Genomic DNA, 18,203 nt, shown 5'->3' on the forward strand with positions numbered 1-18,203 from the left:
GGCGGCTGCGGCTCGGCGTCCGCGTCCTCGGGCGCGTCGTCCTCGTCCACCCACGGGTCGAAGTCGTCCGAGGCGTCCCGGCCCGCGTCCCGCGCGTTCGCGGCGGCCTGCTCGGCGTCGAACACGCCCTGCTCCCCGCGAGCGGCCCGCCGCGGGGCGGGTCGGGGCAGGACCCGGGTGGTCTCGGCCTCGGGGGCGGCGTGGGAGCCGGCCTCGGCCTCGTGGATCACCGGGGAGTCGTAGGCGGTGCTGGCGGTGCGCTCCGGGGCGGCGTCGGCGGCCTGATCCTCGCGTGCCCGGCGCCCGCCGAACAGGCGCGCGAACAGGCCGGGGCGGGAGGCCCCGGCGGCGTGGGAGCCGGCGGCCGGTCCGTCCAGGTAGGACTGGTCGTGGCCCGGGTGGGTGCGCCCGGTCTCCGCGTCCACGGAGAGCGGGGTGGCGAGGTCCTCGGCCTCGCGGCGCACCTCACGGGCCCGGCGCCGCTCGTCGCGGCGGGCGGCCCGCTGCTCGGAGGCGCCCTCGGGGTCCTGGCCCGTGAGCCAGTCGTAGCCTCCCGCGATCCGCTGCGGGATCGCACCGACGGGCGTCGCGGTGAGCACGAGCACCGAGAAGAAGGCCAGCAGGATCATGAGGGCCCAGACGGGCACGGGTGTCAGCAGGGAGGCCAGCGGCGCCGTCGCCAGGTAGCCGACCATGCCCCCGGCGCCGAGCATGTCCTCGAAGGCCTCGGCGGCCGAGGGCACACCGCCCACGAGGTGGGCGATGCCGGAGCCGGCGACGGTCGCCGTGAGCAGGCCGATGATGATGCGCCCGTTGGCGCGATGGTCCGTGGCGTGGCGGAAGCAGCGCACGGCCACGACGAGCAGGGCGATCGGCACCAGGAGGGCGAACCACCCGACGGTGCCGCCCACCACCCCGTGCACCACGCGGCCGACGGCGGTGCCGCGCAGGCCCCACCACTCCACGGCCGCGATCAGCGCGGCGAGCAGCAGCAGGAGCAGGCCGGTGCCGTCACGGCGTTCCTCGCGGTCGATGCGCACGTCCGGGCCGAGCTTGCGGAAGCCGGCGCCGACCGGCGTGGCCAGCCCCATCCACAGGGTGTGCAGGGCGCGCAGGGGCGCGGCGGGCCGGTCGGCCTCGGGGACGGTCGCGGTCGACCCCTTCCGTCCGGAGCCTCGGCGTCCGGCGGAGCCGGAGCGGGACGTGGCGGAGGAGGAGGACGAACGCGTGGGGGAAGTACGGGTCGCCATGCCCACCAAACTACCGCGAACCGCGGACACGGCAGGCATGGCGACCCGGAGGGGTCAGGCCTCCAGGACCACCGGGATGATCATCGGGCGGCGGCGCAGCTTGCGGTTGACCCACGTGCCGACGGTCCGGCGGACCACCTGCTGGAGCTGGTGGGCGGTGTGGTCCTTGCTGGACTGCACGGCCTCCTCGAGCGCCCGGACGATCTTCGGCTTGATCTCCTCGAACACCTTCTCGTCCTCGGCGATGCCGCGGGCGTGGACGTCCGGGCCGGACACGATCGCGCCGGTCTGCCGGTTGACCACGGTGATGATCGAGAGGAAGCCCTCCTCGCCCAGGACACGGCGGTCCTTGAGGTCGGAGTCGGAGATCTCGCCCACGGAGGAGCCGTCCACGTACACGTAGCCGCACTCCACCTCGCCGACGACCTTCACGAGGCCGTCGGTCATGTCCACCACCGTGCCGTTGCCGGCCAGGATGACGTTCTCGGCCGGCACGCCGGTCTTCTCCGCGATCCGGCCGTTGGCGATCAGGTGGCGGGTCTCGCCGTGCACCGGCATCACGAACTCGGGCTCGACGATGTTGTAGCAGTACAGCAGCTCGCCCTCGGAGGCGTGGCCGGAGACGTGCACCTTGGCCATGCCCTTGTGCACCACGGTCGCGCCGAGCTTCATGAGCCCGTTGATCACGCGGAACACGGAGTTCTCGTTGCCCGGGATCAGCGAGGAGGCCAGCACGACGAGGTCGCCCTCCTCCAGCTGCACCTGGTGGTCGCCGTTGGCCATCCGGGACAGGGCCGCCATCGGCTCGCCCTGGGAGCCGGTGACCATCAGCACGATCTCGTCGTCGCGGTACTTGTCCACCTTGCGGATGTCCACGAGGATCCCGTTCGGCACGTTGAGGTAGCCGAGCTTCGCCGCGATGGTCATGTTGCGGATCATGGAGCGCCCGCCGAAGGCCACCTTGCGACCGTGCTTGTGGGCGGCGTCGAGGACCTGCTGCACGCGGTGCACGTGGGAGGAGAACGAGGCCACCACGATGCGGCGCTTCGCCGTGGCGAAGTAGCGCTCGAGGGTGGGGCCGATCTCCGCCTCCGTGGTGGTGAACCCCGGGACCTCGGCGTTCGTGGAGTCGGTCATGAACAGGTCCACGCCCTCCTCGCCGAGACGGGCGAAGGCGCGCAGGTCCGTGATGCGGCCGTCGAGCGGCAGCTGGTCCATCTTGAAGTCGCCGGTGTGCAGGATGGTGCCGGCGTCCGTGTGGATGGCGACGGCGAGCGCGTCCGGGATCGAGTGGTTCACGGCCACGAACTCGCACTCGAACGGGCCGAACTCGACGATGTCGTCTTCCTTGACCACGCGGGTGCGCGGCTTGATCCGGTGCTCCTCGAGCTTGGCCTCGATCAGGGCGAGCGTCAGCTTGGAGCCGATCACGGGGATGTCGTCACGCAGGCGCAGCAGGTACGGCACGGCGCCGATGTGGTCCTCGTGGCCGTGGGTCAGGACGATGCCGACGACGTCGTCCACGCGGTCCCGGATGTAGTCGAAGTCCGGCAGGATGAGGTCGACGCCGGGCTGGTGCTCCTCGGGGAAGAGGACGCCGCAGTCGACGATGAGGATCTTGCCGTCGATCTCGAAGGTGACCATGTTGCGGCCGACCTCCTCGAGGCCGCCCAGCTGGACGATGCGGCAGGTGCCCCGCTTGAGCTTGGGCGGGGTGGACAGGCGGGTGCCTGCGGTCATGGAACGGGTCCCTTCTAGAAGGTGATGCCGGCCTCCGCGAGGTCGGCTCGGATGACGGAGAGCTCGTCCGGCGTGGCCTGGACGAGGGGCAGCCGCACGGCTGCGGACGGGATGACGCCCTGGGCGGCGAGGACGGCCTTCGCGGCCACCGCGCCCTGGACATGGGTCATGATGCCGCGCTGGACGGGGTCCAGCGCGAAGTGGTGATCACGGGCACCGGCCAGGTCGCCGGCGTGGACGGCGTCCACGAGCTGGCGGTACAGCTCGGGGGCCGCGTGCGCGGCCACCGAGACGACCCCCACGGCGCCGAGCGCCATGAGCGGCAGGGTCGCGCCGTCGTCGCCGGAGTAGAGGTCGAGGTCCGTGTGCGCCAGGACGGTGGTGGTGGACTGCAGGTCCCCCTTCGCGTCCTTGAGCGCACGGATGTTGGGATGCTGCGCGAGCGCGATGACCGTCTCGGGCTCGATCGGCATCACGGAGCGGCCCGGGATGTCGTAGAGCATGATCGGCAGGTCCACCCCGTCGGCCACGGTCTCGAAGTGCGCGCGGATGCCGGCCTGGTTGGGCTTGTTGTAGTACGGGGTGACGAGCAGCAGCCCGTCCACGCCCGTCTCGGCCGCGCGGCGCGACAGCTCGAGGGTGTGCGCCGTGTCGTTGGTGCCGGTGCCGGCCACGACCCTGGCGCGGTCCCCCACGGCCTCGACGACGGTGCGGAACATCGCCACGTTCTCGTCGTCCGTGAGCGTGGAGGTCTCGCCGGTGGTGCCGGTGACCACGAGGCCGTCGGCCCCGCGGTCCACCAGGTGCTCGGCCAGCGCGGCGGCCGCCTCGAGGTCCACGGCGCCCTCGTCCGTCATGGGGGTGACCATGGCGGGCACGACCGTGCCGAAGAGCAGCTCGGAGGGGATGACGGCGGAACGGACGGCACTCATGGGCCCCACCCTACCTGCGAGACTGGGGGCCCGCGCCGTCCGTGGCCCCTCCGCGACGCGCGGCGACCCGAGAGGAGCCCGCCCTGCGTCCCGCCCCGCCCCCCGCCGCCGTCCGCCCGGACCGGCCCGCGCGTCGCCGACTGCCCGGCGTCGACGCGGCCCGCGGGATCGCCCTGCTCGGCATGATCACCGTCCACGTCGTCGACCCGGTGACGGCGGACGGAGCACCCCACCCGGCGTTCCTGTGGTTCGCCGGCCGCGCCTCGGTGCTGTTCGTCCTGTTGGCCGGGGTCGGGCTGGCCCTGTCCACGGGGGGCGCGACGCCGGCCACGGGGATCCGGCGCGCGGCGCTGCGCCGCCGGATCGCCCGCCGCGCGGGTCTGCTGTTCGTGCTCGGGCTCGCGTGCGGGACGCTCGGGGTCCCCGTGGCCGTGATCCTGTGCCACTACGCCCTGCTCTTCCTGCTCGCGCTGCCCCTGCTGGGCCTGCGCGCCCGCGCCCTGGGCCTGATCGCGGGGGCGTGGCTCGTGCTCGGGCCGGTGCTGGTGTTCGCGGTGGTCGCGGCCGCGCAGGCCGCCGTGGGGCGTCAGGAGTTCTTCGTGGGCGGGCGGCTCTGGCTCTCCCCCGGCCCCGCGGACCTGCTGCGTCCCGGGCTGCTGCTGGCCGATCTCACGGTCACGGGCTACTACCCCGTCCTGTCCTGGGGCGCGTTCCTCGTGCTGGGGCTGGCCCTGGGGCGGCTGCCGCTGGACCGTCGCCGCGTGGCCGCCGGGATCCTCGGCGGCGGGGCCACGGCGTGGGCGGCGGCCGGCGTCGTCGGTGCGGCGGTGCTGCGGGCCCCGGGCACGGTCGGGCGGGTCGCCGCGGCGATCGGCACGGACCCGGTCGAGACGGCGCTCACGCTGCGCACGGGCGAGCCGCGGCTCGCGCTGCTGATCCCGGATCCGCTGTGGCTCGCCCTGCCGACCCCGCACTCCGGGTCCGTGGTGGCCGCCGTGCTTGCGGCGGGCTGGGCCTGCGCCGTGCTGGGCGCCTGCCTGCTGGCCCGGCCGCTGGTCGGGCACGCCGCGCTGCGCCCGCTCGTGGGTGCGGGGCGCATCCCGCTCACGCTCTACGTGGGGCACCTCGTGGTGCTCGCGCTCGTGGACGCGACCGGACTCGATCCGGCCGACGGGGCGCTGCTCACCGCCCTCGTCGTGCTGAGCCTCGCGGCCGGGCTGGCCGCCGAGCTCAGCGGCCGACGGGGTCCGCTCGAAGCCGTGATGGCCCGGCTCTCCCGGACGGGTGGGGAACGGGCCGTCGGAGGGCGCTGAGCGACGCGTGGGCCGCGTCAGCCGGCGCGGTGCAGGCGGACGGCCTCCCGGGCCGCCTCGCGGGCGCGGCGGCGGTCGCCCGAGGCGTCGTAGGCCAGGGCGAGGCGGTAGCGGGCGCGCCAGTCGCGCGGTGCGGCCTCGGCCTCCACGCGGTACAGCTCGAACTGGGCGTCGGCGGCCTCCCGGTCGATCCGGCCGCCGGGCGAGCGCGGCAGGTCGTCCTCCGGCAGCCCGCCCTCGGCCTCGAGCTGGTCGGCCAGGCGTTCGGTCTGGCGCCCGAACCACACCTCGCGGGCCAGGACGGCCACGGTCACCAGCACCACGAGGATGACGCCCGCGCCGATCGCCTTGGCCAGTGGCTGCGGGGCGCGCACCAGCGCGACGGACGCGTTGAGGGCGAACCCGGCGAACAGCAGCACGAGCAGGCACACGAAGCCGACCCACACCTTGCTCATCACGGTCGAGCGGCGGGCACGGACGGCGGGCGCGGGCGGGCCCACGGCGCCGTCGTCGGGGGTGCGGGAGGGCTCAGCCAAGGTCCAGGTATCCGTCCAGTCCATAGGTCAGACCCGGGCGGGAGGCCACGGTCCGCAGGCCGAGGACGACGCCGGGCATGTAGGCCCCGCGGTCGAACGCGTCGTGCCGGACCACGAGCTGCTCGCCCGGCCCGCCCAGCAGCACCTCCTGGTGCGCCTCCAGGCCGCGCAGGCGCACCGCGTGCACGTGCACGCCGTGGACGACGGCGCCGCGCGCGCCGTCCGGGTCGTGCTCGGTGGCGTCCGGGGAGACGGGCACGCCGGCCGCGTCCCGGGCCGCGCCGATGAGCTCGGCGGTCCGCACGGCCGTGCCCGACGGGGCATCCACCTTGTCCGGGTGGTGCAGCTCGACGAGCTCGACGGACTCGAAGTACCGCGCCGCCTGCGCGGCGAACGCCGAGGCCAGCACCGAGCCGACCGAGAAGTTCGGGGCGATCAGCACGCCCACCCCCGGGTGCTCAGCCAGCTGCGCCTCGAGGCGCTCGCGGCGCTCGGGCACCCAGCCCGACGTGCCGACGACCGTGTGCAGCCCGTGCTCCACGGCGAAGGCCACGTTCTCGGGCGAGGCGTCCGGGACCGTGAGGTCCAGGACGTGGGTGGCGCCGGCGTCGAGCACCGCGTCCAGGCGGTCCTGCGAGCCGAGCTCGGCCACGAGCTCCAGCCCCTCGGCCGCTCGCACCGCGGGCACCGCGTGGCGGCCCATGCGGCCACGGGCGCCCAGGATCGCGACGCGCGGGACGTCGTCGGGAGGGGACACGGCGGAGGGGGTGCGGGTCTCGGTCATGGCCTCCAGCCTACGCGGCCCGCCCCGGCGGCCGTGGCCGAGGTCAGGCCGGGGCGACGACGACGCGCGCCCGGTCCCCCGCGGCCAGGCGCGCGGCCACGGCCCGGACCTGGCCGGCGTCGACCTCGCGGACCCGGGCGAGGGAGGCCGCCAGGTCCACGTACTCCCCCGTGACCAGCTCGGCCCGTCCCAGCCGGGACATGCGGGCGCCCGTGGACTCCATGCCCAGCACGGTGCCGCCGCAGATCTGCCCGTGGGCGCGCGCGAGCTCCTCCCCGGTGACGTCGGCCTCGGCCATCCGGTCCAGCTCGGCCTCCATCAGCGCGGCCACCTCGTCCACCCGGTCCGGCTGGCAGCCCGCGTACAGGCCCCAGTAGCCGGCGTCGGAGTACCCGGCGGAGAACGAGTAGGTGTTGTAGGCCAGGCCGCGGCGCTCGCGGATCTCCTGGAACAGCCGCGAGGACATGCCCCCGCCCAGGACGGACTGCATGACGCCCAGGGCGAAGCGGTCCGGGTCCGTGGTGGACAGCGAGCGGCCGCCGACGAGGACGTTGGCCTGCTCGACCGCCTTGGTGACGGTGTGCGTGCCGGTCCGCACCCGCGAGGCCGCGGCCCCGGCGGTGTCCACGGCACGACGCGGGGCGGGCAGGGCCCCCTGGGTGAGCTCCCAGCCCGAGGCGCGCAGGGCGGCGAGGACGAGGCGGCAGACCTCGTCGTGGTCGAGGTGGCCGGCGGCGGTGACGACGAGCTCGTCCGGGCGGTACCAGTGCGTGTAGTGCCCCACCACATGGTCGCGGGTGACGGCCCGGATCGTCTCGGGCGTGCCGCCGATCGGCCGGCCGAGGGGGTGGCCGTCCAGCATGACCTCGGCGAGCTTCTCGTGGGCCACGTCCACGGGGTCGTCCGCGTCCATGGCGAGCTCCTCGAGGATCACGCCGCGCTCGGTCTCGAGCTCGTCCGGGTCGATCAGGGAGGAGGTGAGCATGTCCGTGAGGACCTCCACGGCCATCGGCAGGTCCTCGTCCAGCACGCGGGCGTGGTAGACGGTGGACTCCTTGGCCGTGCCGGCGTTGGACTCCCCGCCCACGCGGTCGAAGGCGGCCGCGATGTCCATCGCGGTGCGCGTGGGAGTGCCCTTGAAGAGCAGGTGCTCGAGGAAGTGCGTGGCGCCGTAGCCCTCGGGCGACTCGTCACGGGACCCGACGGCCACCCAGTAGCCGATGGTCACCGAGCGCTGGTCCGGCATGGCCTCGGTGAGCACGCGGACGCCGCCGGGCAGCACGGAGCGGCGCACCACGGAACCGTTGCCCTCGTCCGCCAGCACGCCGTCGAAGTCCAGGGGGATCTCACGGTGAACACTCATGACGGCCATTCTCGCCCATGCGCGACGACGGCGCCGCACCACTCGCGGGGAGGGTGCGGCGCCGTCGTGGTCACCGGGCCGGGCGGGGCGGATCAGGCCTCGATCTGCGAGGACTCGATCGCGTCCGCGGTCTCGGCCAGGGCGTCGGACTCCGCCACCACCGGGGAGAGGGACAGCTTGCCGCGGTCGTCGATCTTGGTGATCTCGACCTGGACCTTCTGGCCCACGCCGAGCACGTCCTCGACGTCGTCCACGCGCTTGCCCTCGTTGAGCTTTCGCAGCTCGGAGATGTGCAACAGGCCGTCCTTGCCCGGGGTGAGCGAGACGAACCCGCCGAACGTGGTCAGCTTCACCACGGTGCCGAGGTAGCGCTCACCGACCTCGGGGACCTGCGGGTTGGCGATCGCGTTCACCGCGGAGCGCGCGGCCTCGGCCGAGGCGCCGTCGGTGGCGCCGATCAGCACGGTGCCGTCGTCCTCGATGGTGATGTCCGCGCCCGTGTCGTCCTGGATCTGGTTGATCATGGCGCCCTTGGGGCCGATGACCGCGCCGATCTTGTCCACCGGGATGCGCACGGAGATGATCCGCGGGGCGGTGGGGGCCATCTCGTCCGGGGCGTCGATGGCGGCGTTCAGCACGGACAGGATGTGCAGGCGCGCCTCGCGGGCCTGCGTCAGGGCGGCGGCCAGCACGGAGGCCGGGATGCCGTCCAGCTTGGTGTCCAGCTGGATCGCGGTGACGAACTCCGCGGTGCCGGCCACCTTGAAGTCCATGTCGCCGAACGCGTCCTCGGCGCCGAGGATGTCGGTCAGGGCCGCGTACTGGGTCTGGCCGTCCACCTCGGCGGAGACCAGGCCCATGGCGATGCCGGCCACGGGCGCACGCAGCGGCACGCCCGCGTTCAGCAGGGACAGGGTGGAGGCGCAGACGGAGCCCATCGACGTCGAGCCGTTGGAGCCGAGGGCCTCGGAGACCTGGCGGATCGCGTAGGGGAACTCCTCGCGGGCCGGCAGCACGGGCACGAGGGCGCGCTCGGCGAGGGCGCCGTGGCCGATCTCGCGGCGCTTCGGGGAGCCCACGCGGCCGGTCTCGCCGGTGGAGTACGGCGGGAAGTTGTAGTGGTGCATGTACCGCTTGGCCGTCTCCGGCGCCAACGAGTCGATCTGCTGCTCCATCTTGAGCATGTTCAGCGTGGTGACGCCCATGATCTGGGTCTCGCCGCGCTCGAAGATGGCGGAGCCGTGCACGCGGGGCAGGACCTCCACCTCCGCGGTCAGCTTGCGGATGTCCGTCAGGCCGCGGCCGTCGATGCGCACCTGGTCGGTGAGGATGCGGCGGCGCACGATCTGCTTGGTGAGGGAGCCGTAGGCCTTGGCGATCTCGCCCTTGCGCTCGGCGAAGTCCTTGCCCTCGCCGGCGAGCTCCTCGAGCACCTCGAGCAGGTAGGCGTCCGAGGCCGACTCGCGCTCCTGCTTGTCGCCGATGGAGAAGATCTCGGTCAGGCGGTCCGTGGCGAGCTTCTCGACGGCGGCGTAGGCGTCGTCCTGGTAGTCCTGGAACACGGGGACGTCCACCGGGTCCTTGCCGGCGCGCTTGACCAGGTCGGCCTGGGCCTCGCACAGGGCGCGGATGAAGGGCTTGGCGGCCTCGAGGCCCTCGGCCACGATCTCCTCGGTGGGCGCCTGCGCGCCGCGCTCCTTGACCAGGGTCCAGGAGTCCGGGGTCGCCTCGGCCTCGACCATCATGATGGCGACGTCGTCGCCCACCACACGGCCGGCCACGGCCATGTTGAACACGGCGCCCTCGAGCTGGGAGTGCTTCGGGAACGCGACCCACTGGCGCGTGCCGGAGCCGTCGTCCATGAGGGCCATGCGCACGCCGCCGATGGGACCGGAGAACGGCAGGCCGGACAGCTGCGTGGACAGGGAGGCGGCGTTGATGGCCACCGTGTCGTAGATCTCGTCCGGGGCGATCGAGGTGACGGTCACGACGACCTGGACCTCGTTGCGGATGCCCTTGACGAACGCCGGGCGCAGCGGGCGGTCGATCAGGCGGCAGGTGAGGATCGCGTCCGTGGACGGGCGGCCCTCGCGGCGGAAGAACGAGCCGGGGATGCGGCCCGCGGCGTACATGCGCTCCTCGACGTCCACGGTCAGCGGGAAGAAGTCGAAGCCCTCGCGGGGCGACTTGCCGACGGTGGTGGCGGACAGCATCGACGTCTCCTCGTCGATGTAGACCATGGCGGCGCCGGCGGCCTGCTGGGCGAGGCGCCCGGTCTCGAAGCGGACGGTGCGCTTGCCGTACGAGCCGTTGTCGATGACGGCCTCGGCGAAGGTGATCTCAGGACCCTCCATGAGGGCCTCCTTTCAGGTGGACGGCGCCGCAGGCGTCCCTGTCCCCCTGGTCTTCGATCGAGGCCCTCGGCGTCCCGCCGTGCGGCGGGGTCCGGGAGCCACTGTCGAGGACCGCGGGCGATGGGCGCGGAACCGTCGGGTGTGTCGATGATGCGGGGATGCGCGCCATGGCGCGCCGGAGTGCCGCAGGCTGCGGCGGTCTCCCCCCGGGACACACTACGTGCGTCCGGGGGCAGACGAAAGGCGGCGCCGGCGCTCGCGGGTCCCCGCGGGCTCCGGCGCCGCCTCCTCAGGTCACTTGCGCAGGCCGAGGCGCTCGATCAGCGCACGGTAGCGCTCGATGTCGACCTTCTGCAGGTAGCCGAGCATGCGACGACGGCGACCCACCAGGGCCATCAGGCCGCGACGGGTGTGGTGGTCGTGCTTGTGCTCCTTGAGGTGCTCGGTCAGGTCCTTGATGCGGCGGGACAGGACCGCGATCTGCACCTCGGGGGAACCGGTGTCGCCCTCGTGGGTGGCGTACTCCTTGATGATCTGCTGCTTGACAGCGGGATCCAGGGCCATGGTGGGCCTCCTTCACTTCGGTACCGCGAACACGGGCCGCGCCCCGCCGGGGCGGACGACGCGGGGCCCACCCCACCGCGGACTGCAGGGAGGCCGAGGGTCGAGTCTACCGCATCGCCTACCCTGGCCCGGTGAGCACCCCACCGGTCCCCCACTCCCCGGCCCCGTCGTCGTTCCCCCTCCGGCCGCCCGCGCCGCCCCTGGATCTGCCGCTGATCGGCCACGGCTACCCCGCGCTGCTGCGCACGCCGCGGGCCCGATGGTGGAACCCGCTCGCGTCCTTCGGCCTCGTGCTGGCCGGCCTGGTGGGCCTCCTCGTGCTGGGGGGCGTGCTGGGCGCTCTCGCCCTGATCGCCACGTCCGGGCCCGCGCTGCTCGGCGCGGCCGACCCGACGGACGTGACCGACCTCGACCTGTACTCCGCGCCCATGGTGCTGCTGAACAACCTCCTGCTCGCCGCGCTGATCGGGGTCGCGCTGCTGGCCGTGGCGCTGGGCCACCCCGTCGCCGCCCGCTTCGTCCACTCGGTCGAGGGCCGCGTGCGCTGGCGCTGGCTGGCGCGCTGCGTCGTCGTGCTGACGCCGCTGTTCCTCGCCTACGTGCTGGGCGCGTGGGCCCTCGACGGCGCCCCCACGGCCCCGCGCGCGCAGGACTGGGTCTGGCTGCTCGTCATGGCGTTCGTGCTCACCCCGTTCCAGGCCGCGGGCGAGGAGTACCTGTTCCGCGGGTGGCTGCTGCTGGCCGTCGGCACGTGGATCCGCCGGCCGGTCGTGGCCGCCGCGGTCACCGCGGTGCTCTCGGCGGCGACCTTCTCGCTCGCCCACGGCTCGCTCGACCCGTGGATCCTGCTGGACCTCGCCGCGTTCGCCGTCGCCGCCGTCCTGCTCACGTGGCGCACGGGCGGGCTCGAGGCCGCCGTCGCCCTCCACGTGGTCAACAACGTGGTGATCATCGCCGTCGGCACGCTCGTGGGCACCGTCGAGGACAGCTACGTGGGCGCGGAGACCGCCGGCTCCCCGGCGGCCACGCTGCTCTCGGTGGCGGTGGTCGCGGTGGCCACGGCGCTGCTGCTCTGGCAGGCGCGGCGGGCCGGGATCGCCCGGACGGTCCCGGTCACCGTGGGCGCCCGCCCCTGACCGGCGCCGCCCACCAGGCCACCGTCACGTAGGGCACCTGCAGGACCGCGTCCGCCGCATGGCCCAGGTGCTCGTGCAGGTACCAGTCGAGGTTGGCCGTCATCCGGGACCGGATCCGCTCGTCCGCGCGTAGCCAGTACGAGCGCGAGGCCATGAGCCCGTGCAGCCCCGCCGCGGTCATGGGCTGCGTCCACGCCCAGCGCGCGTGCTCCTCCGCCCCGAACGGGGCGGCGAACCGGCGCTGCTCCGGCCGGGCGGCGTGCACGTCCCCGGCGTGCATGATCCGGGTGAGACGGTGCACCCACGGCACCGCCGTGTCGAGCTGGTTCCACACCGCGGCCAGGCGCCCGCCCGGGCGCAGCACCCGTGCGGCCTCCGCGCTCGCCGCGGCCGGGTCCATCCAGTGCCATGCCTGGGCCGCCACCACGACGTCGGCGCTCGCCGCCGGCAGGCCCGTGGCCTCGCCCGTGCCCGGCACGGCGCGCACCCGCCCGCCCGTGCCGGCCGCGACCTCGCGTTCCAGGACGGCGCGCATCGACGCCGACGGCTCGAGGGCCGTCACCGTCCGCACCCGGTCCGCCGGGCGGGCCGCGAGCAGCCGGGTGAACAGTCCCGTCCCGGCCCCGAGCTCCACCACGTCCGCGCCGTCGGCGGTGCCCGCCAGGACGCGGTCCACCGCGGCGGCCGGGTAGGAGGGGCGGACGGCGTCGTAGTGCTCCCCGCCGGTCTCGAAGGGGTTGGGCCCGGCCCGACGGGCCCGGGCCGGGCGCCCCGGCAGGTTCGGCACAGCGGGGGGAGCGCCCGGCTCCGGGGCGCTCACCGGTCGGAGGGGGTCGTGGCCAGGATCGCCCGGGCCTCGTCCACGTCCTGCGTGATCTGCGCCACGAGCTTCTCGACGCCCTCGTAGGCGACCATCCCGCGCAGCCGGGCCACGAACTCCACCTCGATGTGCTGGCCGTACAGGTCGAAGTCCTCCACCCGCTCGTCGTGGCGGTCGATCACGTGTGCCTCCACCACGCGGGAGACGTCCTCGAACGTGGGGTTCGAGCCGATGGAGATCGCGGCCGGCCACACCCCGCCGTGCGCGTCGTGCACCCAGCCGGCGTAGACGCCGTCGGCCGGGATCATGCCCTGCACATCCGTCTCGAGGTTCGCCGTGGGGAAGCCGAGCTCGCGGCCGCGCGCGAACCCGTGCACCACCTCGCCGGCGAGCACGTGGTGCCGGCCGAGCACGGCCGCGGCCTGGGCGACGTCGCCCGCGGCCAGGGCCTCCCGCACCCAGGTCGAGGAGCAGCGGCGCTCCGGCTCGGCCCCGTGCTCGGCGGGGAACTCCTCGACGGCCTCGACCTCGAAGCCGTAGCGGGCCCCCAGGCGCACCATCTCCGCGACGTCGCCGGTGTTGCCCCGGCCGAAGCGCACGTCGTGCCCCACGACCACGACGGCGGCGTGCAGCCCGTGCACGAGCATGCCGCGGACGAACTCCTCCGGGGACTGGTCCGCGAACTCGAGGGTGTAGCGCTGCAGGAGCACCGCGTCCAGACCCGCCTCGTCCAGGAGGACGACCCGCTGCTCGGGGCTGATGATGTCCACGTGGGGCACCTCGGGATGGTGCACGGCGCGCGGGTGCGGGGTGAAGGTCACGGCCACGGCCAGGGCGTCGCGGGCCCGCGCCAGCTCGACGACCCGGCGCAGCACCTCCCGGTGGCCGCGGTGCACGCCGTCGAAGTTGCCCAGGGTGACCACGGTGCGCGGCAGGTCCGTGGGGACCTCGTCCAGGCTGTTCCAGACCCGCATCAGAGCGCCCCCGCCTCGGCCGGGCGGGCGGGGCGGTGCGTCAGCAGCCAGATCAGGCCGACCACCGGCAGCACGAGCGGCACGTAGCCGTAGCCCGCGCCGAACCGGGACCACACGGTGTCGTGGGCGAACATCCCCGGATCCAGGACGGTCCACAGGCCCACGCCCACCACGCCGGCCAGCTCCACGAGCACGGCGCCCAGCGCCACGGCCCAGGCGCGCGCGCCGGAGCGGGCGAGCGCGAACGTCGCCACGATGTACACGACCGCCGCGACCGCGGAGAGCGTGTACGCCACGGGGGCGGCGTCGAACTGCGTGAGGATCTGGAAGAGGCTGCGCGCGCTCGCCGAGAGGGCGAACACCGCGTAGACCATGACGATGATCCGGCCGAGACCCTGGTTGCGCGCGGGGGCGCCGTCGCTGGGTGCCATGTCCATCCTCCTCACCACTGCCCGAACCAGATGACCTGCATGCGGTGCAGCATCACGGCGATCGTGGGCCCGACCACGGCCAGCACGAGGTTGGACCACCGGGTCTTGTCCGTGACGGCCCAGCCCACGGCGATCACCGGCACGATCAGGGCGGTGAGGATGTAGCCCCAGAACTCCCAGCCGGGGCCGTTCAGGGTGTCCCCGCCGAGCTGGCGGACGGCGGCGGCCGCCGCATAGACGAGCGTGAACAGCTCGACGGCGGCCACCGAGAGGATCGAGGCGTCCGCGGGGTGGCGGCGGATCGCCGTCATCACCACGCAGACGACGAACGAGACGGCACCGATCACCAGTCCCGTCCAGAACCAGGCGTCGAGGATCATGCGGTCCTTCCCTGTCCCGGCCCCTCGGCCGGGGCGAACACGAGCTGGGGCTTGGCGACGTCGGCGCCGCGGCGGCGCACGTCGGAGACGAGGGCGATGACGCGGCCGTCCGGCGCGCGCCCGGCGACGAGCGTCTCACCCGTGCCGGTGGGCGCCACGACCCGCCCGAAGGCGAGCTCGTGGGCCTCGTGCTCCGTCAGCTCGCGCACCGGGAAGAGCCCGGCGGCGGCCTCGGAGAGCTCGGTCATCGCGAACCGCTCCGCGAGGGCCTCGAGCGAGAGCGCGTCGGCCACGTCGAACGGGCCGACGGCGGTGCGGCGCAGCGCCGTCAGGTGACCGCCGGTCTCGAGGGCCTCGCCCAGGTCGCGGGCGAGCGCCCGGATGTAGGTCCCGGAGGAGCAGCGCACGGTGACGTCGAGGTCGACCAGCCGGCCGCCGTCGAGCCGGCGCAGCTCGTGCACCGTGAACTCGTGCACGGTGACGGGGCGGGCGTCGAGGGTGACGTCCTCTCCCGCGCGGACGCGATCGTAGGCGCGCCGGCCCGCCACCTTGACGGCGGAGACGGCCGAGGGCGCCTGCAGGATCTCGCCCGTGAGGGCGGCGACCTGCTCGGCCACGCGCTCGGGCGTGACGGCGTTGGCCAGCCGGGTCTGCACGACCTCGCCCTCCGCGTCGTCCGTGACGGTCGACTGCCCGAGCCGGATCGTGGCCGTGTACGTCTTGTCCGTGCCCGTGATGGCGGTCAGCAGGCGCGTGGCCTTGTTGACGCCGACCACGAGCAGGCCCGTGGCCATGGGATCCAGGGTGCCGGCGTGGCCCACCTTGCGGGTGCCCGCCAGCCGGCGGACCCGCCCGACGACGTCGTGCGAGGTCCACCCCTGCGGCTTGTCCACGAGGACGACCCCCGACGCCTCCGTTCCCGGCGCGTCGGGGGCCTGTCCCCCGGTGCTGCGTGCGCTCACCGTGCCGCGGGCCTCAGGCGCGCGGGGCGTCGTCGGCGTCGGCGTCCGGCTCCGCGGTGCGGTACGGGTCCGCGTCACCGGCGTACGACGCGCCCTCGCGCTCCTTCGCCAGCTCGGCGTCCCGCTCCTTGGCCGCGCGGAGGACGTCCTCCAGGTGTGCGGCCGCCTCGGGGACGGTGTCCGCCACGAACTCGAGCGTGGGCACCAGGCGGATGGTGAGCCCGCGGCCCACCTCGCGGCGCAGGATGCCGCGGTTGTCCTGGATGCCCTCGTGGGCGGCGGCCACCGTGGCCTCGTCGCCCAGGACGGTGTAGTAGACGGTGGCGTGCTGCAGGTCGTTGGTCACGCGGACCTCCGTCACGGTGACGGGCTCCACGCGATCGTCCTTGACGCCGCGGCGCAGCGCCTCGGCCACGAGGACCTTGATGCGCTGGGCCAGGCGGCCGGCGCGTGCCGGATCGGCCATGGTGCGGTTCCTTCCGGTGGTGATGGTTCAGAGGGTGGGACGCGGAAGGCGGGGGCCCGTGCGGGCCCCCGCCCCGGCCGTCAGACGCGCGGCTTCTCCTGCATCTCGAAGGTCTCGATCACGTCGCCCTCCTTGATGTCGTTGAAGCTGCCCAGGCCGATGCCGCACTCGTAGCCCTCGCGGACCTCCGTGGCGTCGTCCTTGAAGCGGCGCAGCGACTCGATCTTGAGGTGCTCGGAGACCACCACGCCGTCGCGCACCAGGCGGGCCTGGGCGTTGCGGCGGATGAGGCCCGAGCGCACGAGCGAACCGGCGATGTTGCCCCACTTGGAGGAGCGGAACACCTCGCGGACCTCGGCCGAGCCGAGCTCGACCTCCTCGTACTCCGGCTTCAGCATGCCCTTGAGCGCGTTCTCGATGTCGTCGATCGCGTCGTAGATCACGCTGTAGAAGCGCATGTCCACACCCTCGCGGTCGGCCAGGTCGGCGACCCGCTCGGCGGGGCGCACGTTGAAGCCGATGATGATGGCGTTGTCCACGGTCGCCAGGTTCACGTCGTTCTGCGTGATGGCGCCGACGCCGCGGTGGATGACGCGCAGCTGCACCTCGTCCTCGCCGACCTCGATCTTGAGCAGCGAGTCCTCGAGCGCCTCGACGGCACCGGACGCGTCGCCCTTGATGATGAGGTTGAGCGTGTCCAGCTTGCCCTCGGCCACGGCCTGGTCGAAGTCCTCCAGGGTGATGCGCTTGCGGCGCTTGGCCAGCTGGGCGTTGCGGTCCGCGGCCTCGCGCTTCTCCGCGATCTGGCGGGCGGTGCGCTCGTCGTCGGTGACGAGGAACGAGTCGCCGGCACGCGGCACCGTGGACAGGCCGAGCACCTGGACGGGACGCGACGGATCGGCCGCCTCCACGGCGTTGCCGTTCTCGTCGAACATGGCGCGCACACGGCCGTGGGCGGAGCCCACCACCATGGTGTCGCCCACGCGCAGCGTGCCGGTCTGCACCAGCACGGTGACGACGGCGCCGCGGCCCTTGTCGAGGTTGGCCTCGATGGCCACGCCGCGGGCGGCCTTGTGCGGGTTCGCCGTGAGCTCGAGGGCGGCGTCCGCGGTGAGCAGGATCGCCTCGAGCAGCTGGTCGATGTTGATGTTGCTGCGCGCGGAGACGTCCACGAACATCGTGTCGCCGCCGTACTCCTCGGGCACGAGGCCGTACTCGGTGAGCTGACCGCGGATCTTGTCCGGGGCGGCGGTGTCCTTGTCGATCTTGTTGACCGCCACCACGATCGGCACGCCGGCCGACTGGGCGTGGTTGAGCGCCTCGACGGTCTGCGGCATGACGCCGTCGTCGGCCGCCACCACCAGCACGGCGATGTCGGTGACCTTCGCACCGCGGGCACGCATGGCGGTGAACGCCTCGTGACCCGGGGTGTCGATGAAGGTGAGGCGACGCTGCTCGCCCTCGTGCTCCACGGGCACCTGGTAGGCGCCGATGTGCTGGGTGATGCCGCCGGCCTCGCCCTCGATGACGTTCGAGGAGCGGATGGCGTCCAGCAGACGCGTCTTGCCGTGGTCCACGTGGCCCATGACGGTGACGACCGCGGGGCGCGGCTCGAGGTCGGCCTCGTCCTCGTTGGCCTCCTCGGCCTCGAGGTCGATGTCGAAGGCCTCCAGCAGCTCCTTGTCCTCGTCCTCCGGGGACACGATCTGGACCTTGTAGCCCAGCTCGTCGCCGAGCAGCTGGAAGGTCTCCTCGTCGAGGGACTGGTTGGCCGAGGCCATCTCGCCGAGGGTGAAGAGCACCTTCACCAGGTCGGCGACGTCGGCGCGGATCTTCTCGGCGAAGTCGGCCAGGGACGCGCCGCGGCGCAGGCGCAGAACGGTGGTGCCGTCACCCTTGGGGACCTTGACGCCGCCGATCTCACGCGTGTGCTGCTGCTCGAACTCCTGGCGCTTCGCGCGCTTCGACTTGCGTCCCTTGCGCGGGCCGCCGCCGCGCCCGAAGGCGCCCTGGGCGTTGCCGCGACCGCCACGGCCGCCCGGGCCGCCGGGACGACCCGGACCGCCACCGGGGCCGCCGCCCGGACGGCCACGGCCGCGGGCCGGCTGCGGGGCCGGGGTGATCTGCTTGGGCATCATGCCCGGGTTCGGACGCGGCCCACCGGGGCGGGGACCGCCGGCGCCCGCGGCCGGGCGCGG

At 73.8% G+C, this 18,203-nt stretch carries 17 protein-coding genes; 2 read left to right on the plus strand and 15 right to left on the minus strand.

Annotated elements, in window-relative coordinates; translation table 11 throughout:
• The 3 genes from SJ20_RS00725 to dapA all read right to left on the minus strand — a co-directional run.
• A partial coding sequence (locus tag SJ20_RS00725) for a DNA translocase FtsK 4TM domain-containing protein (protein WP_044658597.1) occupies window positions 1-1,250 on the minus strand: 1,250 nt, incomplete at its 3' end.
• Window positions 1,251-1,304: 54 nt separating this feature from the next.
• Window positions 1,305-2,990, minus strand: coding sequence for a ribonuclease J (locus tag SJ20_RS00730; RefSeq protein ID WP_036337644.1), 1,686 nt, complete (start codon window positions 2,988-2,990; stop codon window positions 1,305-1,307).
• Between the two features lie 14 nt (window positions 2,991-3,004).
• Window positions 3,005-3,922 (minus strand): 4-hydroxy-tetrahydrodipicolinate synthase, encoded by a 918-nt coding sequence (dapA, locus tag SJ20_RS00735; protein ID WP_036315014.1) that lies wholly within the window; start codon window positions 3,920-3,922, stop codon window positions 3,005-3,007.
• A gap of 41 nt (window positions 3,923-3,963) precedes the next feature.
• Between dapA and SJ20_RS00740 the strand changes: the two genes are divergently transcribed.
• The gene (locus SJ20_RS00740) at window positions 3,964-5,235 is read left to right on the plus strand and encodes a heparan-alpha-glucosaminide N-acetyltransferase domain-containing protein (RefSeq protein WP_044658598.1); all 1,272 of its coding nucleotides are present in this window, start codon (window positions 3,964-3,966) and stop codon (window positions 5,233-5,235) included.
• Window positions 5,236-5,252: 17 nt separating this feature from the next.
• Here the strand turns inward: SJ20_RS00740 and SJ20_RS00745 are convergent, their stop codons facing one another.
• The 5 genes from SJ20_RS00745 to rpsO form a co-directional block, all read right to left on the minus strand.
• Window positions 5,253-5,771, minus strand: coding sequence for a hypothetical protein (locus tag SJ20_RS00745; RefSeq protein WP_044658599.1), 519 nt, complete (start codon window positions 5,769-5,771; stop codon window positions 5,253-5,255).
• Window positions 5,764-6,555 carry a 4-hydroxy-tetrahydrodipicolinate reductase gene (dapB, locus tag SJ20_RS00750; RefSeq protein WP_044658600.1) on the minus strand — a complete coding sequence of 264 codons (792 nt, stop codon included), beginning with the start codon at window positions 6,553-6,555 and terminating at the stop codon, window positions 5,764-5,766. The genes SJ20_RS00745 and dapB overlap by 8 nt, the downstream gene beginning before the upstream one ends.
• A gap of 43 nt (window positions 6,556-6,598) precedes the next feature.
• Window positions 6,599-7,927 carry a pitrilysin family protein gene (locus SJ20_RS00755; protein WP_036315003.1) on the minus strand — a complete coding sequence of 443 codons (1,329 nt, stop codon included), beginning with the start codon at window positions 7,925-7,927 and terminating at the stop codon, window positions 6,599-6,601.
• A gap of 83 nt (window positions 7,928-8,010) precedes the next feature.
• A complete protein-coding gene (locus tag SJ20_RS00760; protein WP_036315001.1) occupies window positions 8,011-10,272 on the minus strand; it encodes a polyribonucleotide nucleotidyltransferase in 2,262 nt (753 codons plus the stop codon).
• 294 nt (window positions 10,273-10,566) lie between these two features.
• The gene (gene rpsO, locus SJ20_RS00765) at window positions 10,567-10,836 is read right to left on the minus strand and encodes a 30S ribosomal protein S15 (protein ID WP_017488396.1); all 270 of its coding nucleotides are present in this window, start codon (window positions 10,834-10,836) and stop codon (window positions 10,567-10,569) included.
• Between the two features lie 131 nt (window positions 10,837-10,967).
• Here rpsO and SJ20_RS00770 point away from each other — a divergent pair, with 131 nt between their 5' ends.
• On the plus strand, window positions 10,968-11,972 hold the full coding sequence (locus tag SJ20_RS00770) for a CPBP family intramembrane glutamic endopeptidase (protein WP_044658601.1): 1,005 nt from the start codon (window positions 10,968-10,970) through the stop codon (window positions 11,970-11,972).
• Here the strand turns inward: SJ20_RS00770 and SJ20_RS00775 are convergent.
• From SJ20_RS00775 to infB, 7 genes are all read right to left on the minus strand, one after another.
• Window positions 11,950-12,792, minus strand: coding sequence for a class I SAM-dependent methyltransferase (locus tag SJ20_RS00775; RefSeq protein ID WP_044658602.1), 843 nt, complete (start codon window positions 12,790-12,792; stop codon window positions 11,950-11,952). The two genes, SJ20_RS00770 and SJ20_RS00775, sit on opposite strands and share 23 nt — an antisense overlap.
• Entirely contained in the window at window positions 12,789-13,766 is a 978-nt protein-coding gene (locus tag SJ20_RS00780) for a bifunctional riboflavin kinase/FAD synthetase (RefSeq protein WP_041104239.1), read from the minus strand. Before SJ20_RS00780 ends, SJ20_RS00775 begins: the two co-directional genes overlap by 4 nt.
• Window positions 13,766-14,197, minus strand: coding sequence for a hypothetical protein (locus tag SJ20_RS00785; RefSeq protein WP_036314984.1), 432 nt, complete (start codon window positions 14,195-14,197; stop codon window positions 13,766-13,768). The genes SJ20_RS00780 and SJ20_RS00785 overlap by 1 nt, the downstream gene beginning before the upstream one ends.
• An 11-nt stretch (window positions 14,198-14,208) precedes the next feature.
• A complete protein-coding gene (locus tag SJ20_RS00790; RefSeq protein WP_002855305.1) occupies window positions 14,209-14,577 on the minus strand; it encodes a hypothetical protein in 369 nt (122 codons plus the stop codon).
• The gene (truB, locus tag SJ20_RS00795) at window positions 14,574-15,539 is read right to left on the minus strand and encodes a tRNA pseudouridine(55) synthase TruB (RefSeq protein ID WP_078026112.1); all 966 of its coding nucleotides are present in this window, start codon (window positions 15,537-15,539) and stop codon (window positions 14,574-14,576) included. The genes SJ20_RS00790 and truB overlap by 4 nt, the downstream gene beginning before the upstream one ends.
• Before the next feature lie 13 nt (window positions 15,540-15,552).
• Window positions 15,553-16,005 (minus strand): 30S ribosome-binding factor RbfA, encoded by a 453-nt coding sequence (rbfA, locus tag SJ20_RS00800; RefSeq protein ID WP_044658603.1) that lies wholly within the window; start codon window positions 16,003-16,005, stop codon window positions 15,553-15,555.
• An 80-nt stretch (window positions 16,006-16,085) separates the two neighbouring features.
• Window positions 16,086-18,203, minus strand: a 2,118-nt coding sequence (infB, locus tag SJ20_RS00805; RefSeq protein ID WP_044658604.1) for a translation initiation factor IF-2, incomplete at its 5' end; no start/stop codon positions are given.

It is taken from the genome of Micrococcus sp. MS-ASIII-49, from assembly GCF_000946635.1.
Taxonomy (GTDB): Bacteria; Actinomycetota; Actinomycetes; order Actinomycetales; family Micrococcaceae; genus Micrococcus; species Micrococcus luteus.